Below are 6,535 nucleotides of genomic sequence, written 5' to 3'. Positions count from 1 at the left end.
AGATAGCAACAAGACTATCTTTGTTATTTTCATATTATATTAGTAATTTTAATTATATTATGTATTTCAAACTTTATCCACAACTAGTAAACAAAAACCCTCTGCTTTTTTAACAGGGGGTTTTTCAACAAACTGATAAAAATAAGGTAGTATTACTACCTTATTTTTTTCTTTTCAAATCTATTCCCTGTATTTACATATATTACTGCAAATATTACCGAACTAATTATTATAACAACACCAATATTAAGCAATATAGGCATCATCAATATATCACTTAAAATAAATAATGCTATAGAAAAAGCAACTACAAACATAATTTTCCCCGTAAATTTACATAAAGATATTACATCATACTTTTCTTTTTCTTCTTTACTCATTGTATTGAATCCTGCTATTAAAAACGACCATTTACCTAATGACAACATTATACCAATAAGTATAAACAAACAAACCATTAGTATTTCACCAACCATAAAATCACCTCACAATAAATTATATTTCAATATATAGTTTTATATAACTTATTATAAATTATTTTGTATCATATTTCAATTATTTTACAAAATATTATAAGTTTGGTTTTCTAATTTTATACCTCTCTATTTTAGTATCAACAAATGGAATTATGCTATGGATAAGCATATTCTTTGTCTTTATAACTTCTTTATCTGTGCTAAAACTTTGCAACCACTTATACCAACTCATATAATTAGATAGGAATTTAGTGGATACCCCTTTAAATCTATACATCCAAATTTTAAGGTTGCTATGCAATGAATTAACATGATTTATATGGTAGATATCATTTTTATAATGACCTCTTGCTATTTTCTTATGGTCTAATTCAAGGTCTTTGGCAAATTGTATATACGATTTATGACTATCTGTGCAGATTATTGAATTAGGGTTTATCCGTCCTTCATAAAGCCTTTCAAGAGCATTATAAGTAACCCTTCCTTTACATAAGGGTTCTAATATTATATTTCCATTTCTATCAATTGCTGTTGTTATACAAACCTGCTCATTACTTATACCACGTTTCTTAATTTGTTTACCTCTTTTTCGAGCAGGTCTCGGCATTTTAAACCCACTCTTTTTATGATTCCCCTTGAAAGACTCAGCAACGAATGTTTCGTCCATTTCTACTATGCCATCTACAGCACCAACACCCATAAATGCTCTTATGCAATCAAGAACTTTATGTCTCATATAAAATGATGTTTTAACACCTACACCTACATTTTCAGCGTTCTTTCTTATAGAAAGTCCTATAACCATTCCTTTAACATACTCAATCCACGTTTGTAAAGGTAACTTAGTACAAGATAATGCAGATTTAGTTAAATCATTAAAGGATTTATTGCAAGAACGACACACATAACGTTGCTTACCCTTCAGTTTTCCATTCTTCACCACAGAAGTAGATTCACAATGAGGACAGCATTGACCCTTGCTAAATCTTGATTCTCTGAATTCTTCGTTAAGACTACCATTAGAAGAACCAAGAGTAAGTATTTCACCTATATAGTTAAATAATTCTCTTAGTTGATATTCATTTAATGAAGTTATATCTGACTTTATATTTGAAATAGTTGCCACAAATCTTACCTCCCATAGTGTGATTATCTATATTATACCACTATTTAAAAATTATATGCACATATCAACATTATTGTCTAACACAGCCTAATTTTAAAAATGAATGGTATCATAATATGTGCAAACCAGGAGGGACAGGAGATATAAATCATCCTGCCTATAGCCATAAAGTTTTTTACGACTATAGAACTTTAATTGAAATTTTTGAAAGAATAGGGTTTAAAGTGGATTTGCTTGAGTATTGTGATGAAAATGGTAGATTTCATTTTAATTATTGGAGTCCAGACGATGGTATAATTGGCAGATCATTAAGATTTGATACTAGAAATAATAATGGTAGTTTAGGAATGGTTTCAATTATTATTGATGCATATAAAGAGTAGATATATAAAATATTTTAAGGAGAAGATTATGAAGAATGTTTTTCTGGTATATGATGATTGTTGCTTTTATGAAATAGTGATATTAAATTACTTTATGAAATTTACAGGTCAAGATGTAGTTATTTGTTCACTAAATGGCAGTGCTATAACTTGTATGGAAGGTTATTCAGTTAATGTAGATATGGCATTAAAAGATGTAGAAATAGATAATATAAAGAGTTTGATTATTCCAGGTGGAGATATAAAGATTATATGTAATGAAGAGGTATATGAACTTATCAAAGATTTAGTGAAAAAAGAAATAATTGTAGCAGCTATTTGTGCAGGGGTGGACGTACTAGAAAATACAGGAGTATTAAAAGATACTAAATCAACTCATTCAGAGGATACTGATATTTATAATGATAAAAAAGTAATTACAGCAAGAGCTAATGCATATGTGGATTTTGCCATTGAAGTTGCTAAGGAATTAAATTTATTTAAAGATGAAGCGGATTTAAAGGAAACCCTAGATTTTTGGAAATTTCATAAAAGAGTTCAATGAGAATTAATGAAAAACTTAATTAGGGGGAATGAATATGGTTTTATTAGTTATAGATACGCAAAAATTAATAACAAATGAAAATTTATATAATTTTGATTTATTTGTTTCAAATGTAGAAAAGATAATTCATACAGCTAGGCAAAATAATATTGAAGTAATATATGTTAGACATGATGATGGACCAAATGAGGAATTAACTAAAGGAACTGAAGGTTTTGAGATATATGAAAAGTTTCAGCCAAAAGGTCAAGAAAAAATATTTGATAAACATGTAAATAGTGCTTTTAAAGAAAGTGGATTATTGCAGTATTTAAAAGATAAAGGAGAAAAAGACATTATTGTGGTGGGCTTGCAAACAGATTATTGTATTGATGCTACCATAAAAACTGGCTATGAACATGGCTTTGATATTATAGTACCAGCTTATGCTAATACCACTGTTGATAATGAATTTATGTCTGGTGAAAAATCATATAAATATTATAATGAATTTATTTGGCCAGATAGATATGCACAATGTATTTCTTTAGATGAGGTTTTAAAATTAATTAGTAGGTCCATTGAAAAATAATTATTCATAAGATATAAAATACTGAATACATTATATAAAAAATGTATAGAGGTATTTTTATGAAATTATTTGAAATTTATTTTAGTCCAACAGGTGGAACAAAAAAAGTTGTTAAGATAATAAGTAATTCTTGGAATTGTGAAAAGACAGAAATAGATTTATGTGATAGAGCAGTTGATTTAACAAGTTATGAAATTAATAGAGATGATATATGTATAGTAGCAGTACCAGCTTTTGGTGGACGTATGCCAGCAGTTGCAGTAGATAGAATAAAGAAGTTAAAGGGAAATAACTCAAATGCTATTTTAGTGGCGGTGTATGGAAATAGAGAGTATGATGATACTTTAATTGAACTTGAAGATACATTAAAGCAAGTTCAATTTCATTTTGTAGCTGCTGTGGCGGCTATTGCGGAGCACTCAATTATGCATCAATATGCAACTGGTAGGCCTAATGAGGATGATGAAAGACAGTTAATGACTTTTAGTAGTGAAATAAAAGCTAAATTAGCTAGCAGAAGTAACCAAGAGGTAATTGTTCCAGGTAGAAAAATATATAGAAAATATAGAGAATTACCTTTGAAAGTAAAAACAAGCAATCAATGCAATAAGTGTGGGATTTGCGCTAAAAGATGTCCTGTTGGTGCAATTTCAAAAGAAGATCCTATGATAGTGAATCATAATAAATGTATAACTTGTATGAGATGCATATCAATATGCCCTAAAAAAGCAAAATCAGTAAATAATGTTGTAATAAAAATAGCAGCAAATGTAATGAAAAAATCTTTTAGTCAATATAAAGAAAATGTATTGTTTTTATAAAAAGTTATAGTTTTATATTTATAAGGAAGAAGTGATATTAAATATGATAATAGAAACTGAAAGACTTATTATTCGTAACTTTCAACTAAGTGATGAAAAAGATTTAAGTGAGTATATGTTACAGAGAGTTAATGCTGAGTTTGAAGCATATCCAGATTTTACAGTGGAAAAAGCTAAGAAAGAAATAGCATATAGAGCTGAAAGTGATGAATTTTTCGCCATTGAATTAAAGGAAAATCATAAAGTTATTGGAAATATATATTTAGGCAAAAGAGATTTTAATGGAAGAGAATTAGGCTATGTATTAAATGAAAATTTCCAAGGTAAAGGTTATGGTACTGAAGCAAGTAAAGCAGTGATTAGCTATTTCTTGAAAGAAGGCGTGCATAGGATCTATGCAGAGTGTGCTCCGCAAAACATTCCATCATGGAAGGTTATGGAGAAAATTGGTATGGAAAGAGAAGCTCATTTGAGGAAAAATATATCTTTTCATAATGATGATAAAGGAAATCCTATTTATTGGGATACATATGTTTATGCAGTATTAAATCCTAATGAAGCTAAAGGTAATTAAGGAGTATGTAAAAAATAATAAAGAAATAAAAGAAAAAATTGATAGTTATAAATAAATTTATTAATAGCGTAAGTTTTCATATGTTTAAATATAATATTGGAAATAATAAATTATATAAGAATAAAAATAAAAAAAATATGTTAAATTAATAACGGCTTTATGTTATAATTGTGAAAAATTCAATCTTAGGAAATTAAGGTGTAGAAAAAATGATTAAAGTAACAAAAGATATGAAGGCATTAGAGATTTTTAATAATGTCTGTGATGAAACTATAGAAATAATTTTAGAGCAAGGAGAAATACGCAAGTATAGTAAAGATACCATTGTTTTTTATGATAAAGAAGAAGTAACAGATATTTATATAGTTATTAGTGGAACTGTATCTCTTTATAAACTAAATGAAAATGGGCAAAAAAAAGTGATATTTATTTTAGGTGAAGGAAAAGTAGTAAATGAAGTTATTATAAAAGAACTTCCTGCATCAATAAATTGTAGGGCTTTTGAGAATGCTGAGCTTTTGAAGATTAATAAAAATAAACTTCTTGAGATAATGAAGTATGACTTTGAGCTATGTAAGAATATAATAATTTCACTTTCTATGAAAACTAGAAGGATGTATAGACAACTGAAGAATACTCCGCCATCTATAAAAATAGAAAAAAAATTAGCAGCAAAAATTTATAAATTAGGTCGTGATTATGGCGTTAAAACTAAGGAAGGCATATTAATAAAGATGAATTTAACAGTAACTTATTTAGCAGATTTATTAGGAAGCCAAAGGGAAACAGTGTCAAGGGCATTAAAATTATTACAGGATAAAAAGCTTATTTTTTATAAAGACAAAAATATTTTAATTTATGATTTGAATAAAATTTCAGAATTTTTTAAAACATCGTGATAAATATCACGGTGTTTATTTTTATATTAACATATAATTAATTCATGGAATAGTTGTTTAATTTTTAACAAAATTGTTAAAAAAACATTTATCAACAACAAATTGATGTTAATAAAGAAAAAGGAGTGTTAAGATGGGCTACAAGGTTATAACGGAAAATGTAAATAATATTTTAAGACAGTTATCTAAAGATTATTTAATATATGCCCCAAAAGTATTTGAAGGTGATGGAAGATTTTCAGATACTGATACTATAAGATATGGAGAAATATCTGAAATAGAGGAAATAGTGTTTGATAAAAAATCAGAATATTCATTTAAGGAAATTCTTTTACCTATTTCAGAAACTTTATTCTATTTTACAGAAGATAATGCAGTTGTTCCAGAAGGACCAAAAAAAGGAGCTATAATCTTTTTAAGAAGCTGTGATTTACATGGGTTAAAACGTATGGATCAAATATATTTAAATAATGGACCGGAAGATTTCTACTATAAGAGATTAAGAGAAAATACAAGATTTATACTTATGGGATGTAGCCACACATTTGATAATTGCTTCTGTGTAGATATGCATAGTAATAAAAGCGATAATTATGATGCATACATAGATGTTGATGGAGATTATACATATTTTGATTGTAAGTGGGATGAGCTTGCAGCTTTAATTGAAAAAGAAGGAAATGTTACTTGTGAAGTTACACCAAAATATGTAGAAAGTAATAAAGTTAATGTAAATATACCTGAGAATTTATCTGGTAAAGTGTTCAATTCAAAGGTTTGGGACGAATATACAAGCAGATGTATAGCTTGTGGACGTTGTAACTTTGTATGTCCAACATGTACATGCTTCACTATGCAGGATATAGCATATAAAGAAAATAAGAATTCAGGTGAAAGACGTAGAGTATGGGCGTCATGTATGGTTGATGGATATACTGATATGGCCGGAGGAATTACTTTTAGAAAACCTAATGGAGAACGTATGAGATTTAAAGTAATGCATAAGGTTTATGATTATAAGAAAAGATTTGGGTACAATATGTGTGTAGGATGCGGACGTTGTGATGATGTATGTCCAGAATACATATCTTTCTCAAATTGCATAAATAAGCTTGAAGATGCTGTAAAAGAGGTGGAATAA

General features: G+C 28.0%; 9 protein-coding genes. 7 read left to right on the top strand and 2 right to left on the bottom strand.

Going from position 1 to position 6,535, the window contains the following annotated elements; translation table 11 throughout:
• Positions 1-155 precede the first annotated feature (155 nt).
• The gene (locus BHW04_RS00185; protein WP_302698479.1) at positions 156-476 is read right to left on the bottom strand and encodes a DUF3784 domain-containing protein; all 321 of its coding nucleotides are present in this window, start codon (positions 474-476) and stop codon (positions 156-158) included.
• 94 nt (positions 477-570) lie between these two features.
• Positions 571-1,602, bottom strand: a complete 1,032-nt coding sequence (locus BHW04_RS00180; RefSeq protein WP_302698478.1) for an IS1595 family transposase — start codon at positions 1,600-1,602, stop codon at positions 571-573.
• 116 nt (positions 1,603-1,718) lie between these two features.
• Between BHW04_RS00180 and BHW04_RS00175 the strand changes: the two genes are divergently transcribed.
• From BHW04_RS00175 to asrA, 7 genes are all read left to right on the top strand, one after another.
• Positions 1,719-1,985 carry a hypothetical protein gene (locus BHW04_RS00175; protein ID WP_302698477.1) on the top strand — a complete coding sequence of 89 codons (267 nt, stop codon included), beginning with the start codon at positions 1,719-1,721 and terminating at the stop codon, positions 1,983-1,985.
• Between the two features lie 28 nt (positions 1,986-2,013).
• A complete protein-coding gene (locus BHW04_RS00170; protein ID WP_022213013.1) occupies positions 2,014-2,529 on the top strand; it encodes a DJ-1/PfpI family protein in 516 nt (171 codons plus the stop codon).
• 34 nt (positions 2,530-2,563) lie between these two features.
• Positions 2,564-3,100 carry a cysteine hydrolase family protein gene (locus BHW04_RS00165; RefSeq protein ID WP_022213012.1) on the top strand — a complete coding sequence of 179 codons (537 nt, stop codon included), beginning with the start codon at positions 2,564-2,566 and terminating at the stop codon, positions 3,098-3,100.
• Between the two features lie 59 nt (positions 3,101-3,159).
• Positions 3,160-3,921: an EFR1 family ferrodoxin gene (locus BHW04_RS00160; protein WP_302698476.1), complete on the top strand. Its 762-nt coding sequence runs from the start codon at positions 3,160-3,162 to the stop codon at positions 3,919-3,921.
• A 43-nt stretch (positions 3,922-3,964) separates the two neighbouring features.
• A complete protein-coding gene (locus BHW04_RS00155; RefSeq protein ID WP_302632157.1) occupies positions 3,965-4,495 on the top strand; it encodes a GNAT family N-acetyltransferase in 531 nt (176 codons plus the stop codon).
• Positions 4,496-4,704: 209 nt separating this feature from the next.
• Positions 4,705-5,394 (top strand): Crp/Fnr family transcriptional regulator, encoded by a 690-nt coding sequence (locus tag BHW04_RS00150; protein ID WP_302698475.1) that lies wholly within the window; start codon positions 4,705-4,707, stop codon positions 5,392-5,394.
• 133 nt (positions 5,395-5,527) lie between these two features.
• Positions 5,528-6,535 (top strand): anaerobic sulfite reductase subunit AsrA, encoded by a 1,008-nt coding sequence (asrA, locus tag BHW04_RS00145; protein WP_302623068.1) that lies wholly within the window; start codon positions 5,528-5,530, stop codon positions 6,533-6,535.

Origin of the sequence: Clostridium sp. 29_15, assembly GCF_001916075.1 — a bacterium.
In the GTDB taxonomy this organism is placed as follows: Bacteria; Bacillota; Clostridia; order Clostridiales; family Clostridiaceae; genus Clostridium; species Clostridium lentum.
This window is presented reverse-complemented; position numbering and strand designations above follow the sequence as displayed.

Bases quoted from the DNA above. Each gene is read 5' to 3' on its own strand.
- BHW04_RS00185 (WP_302698479.1), bottom strand. From the start codon at position 476: ATGGTTGGTGAAATACTAATGGTTTGTTTGTTTATACTTATTGGTATA.
- BHW04_RS00175 (WP_302698477.1), top strand. From the start codon at position 1,719: ATGTGCAAACCAGGAGGGACAGGAGATATAAATCATCCTGCCTATAGC.
- BHW04_RS00170 (WP_022213013.1), top strand. From the start codon at position 2,014: ATGAAGAATGTTTTTCTGGTATATGATGATTGTTGCTTTTATGAAATA.
- BHW04_RS00165 (WP_022213012.1), top strand. From the start codon at position 2,564: ATGGTTTTATTAGTTATAGATACGCAAAAATTAATAACAAATGAAAAT.
- BHW04_RS00160 (WP_302698476.1), top strand. From the start codon at position 3,160: ATGAAATTATTTGAAATTTATTTTAGTCCAACAGGTGGAACAAAAAAA.
- BHW04_RS00155 (WP_302632157.1), top strand. From the start codon at position 3,965: ATGATAATAGAAACTGAAAGACTTATTATTCGTAACTTTCAACTAAGT.
- BHW04_RS00150 (WP_302698475.1), top strand. From the start codon at position 4,705: ATGATTAAAGTAACAAAAGATATGAAGGCATTAGAGATTTTTAATAAT.
- asrA (WP_302623068.1), top strand. From the start codon at position 5,528: ATGGGCTACAAGGTTATAACGGAAAATGTAAATAATATTTTAAGACAG.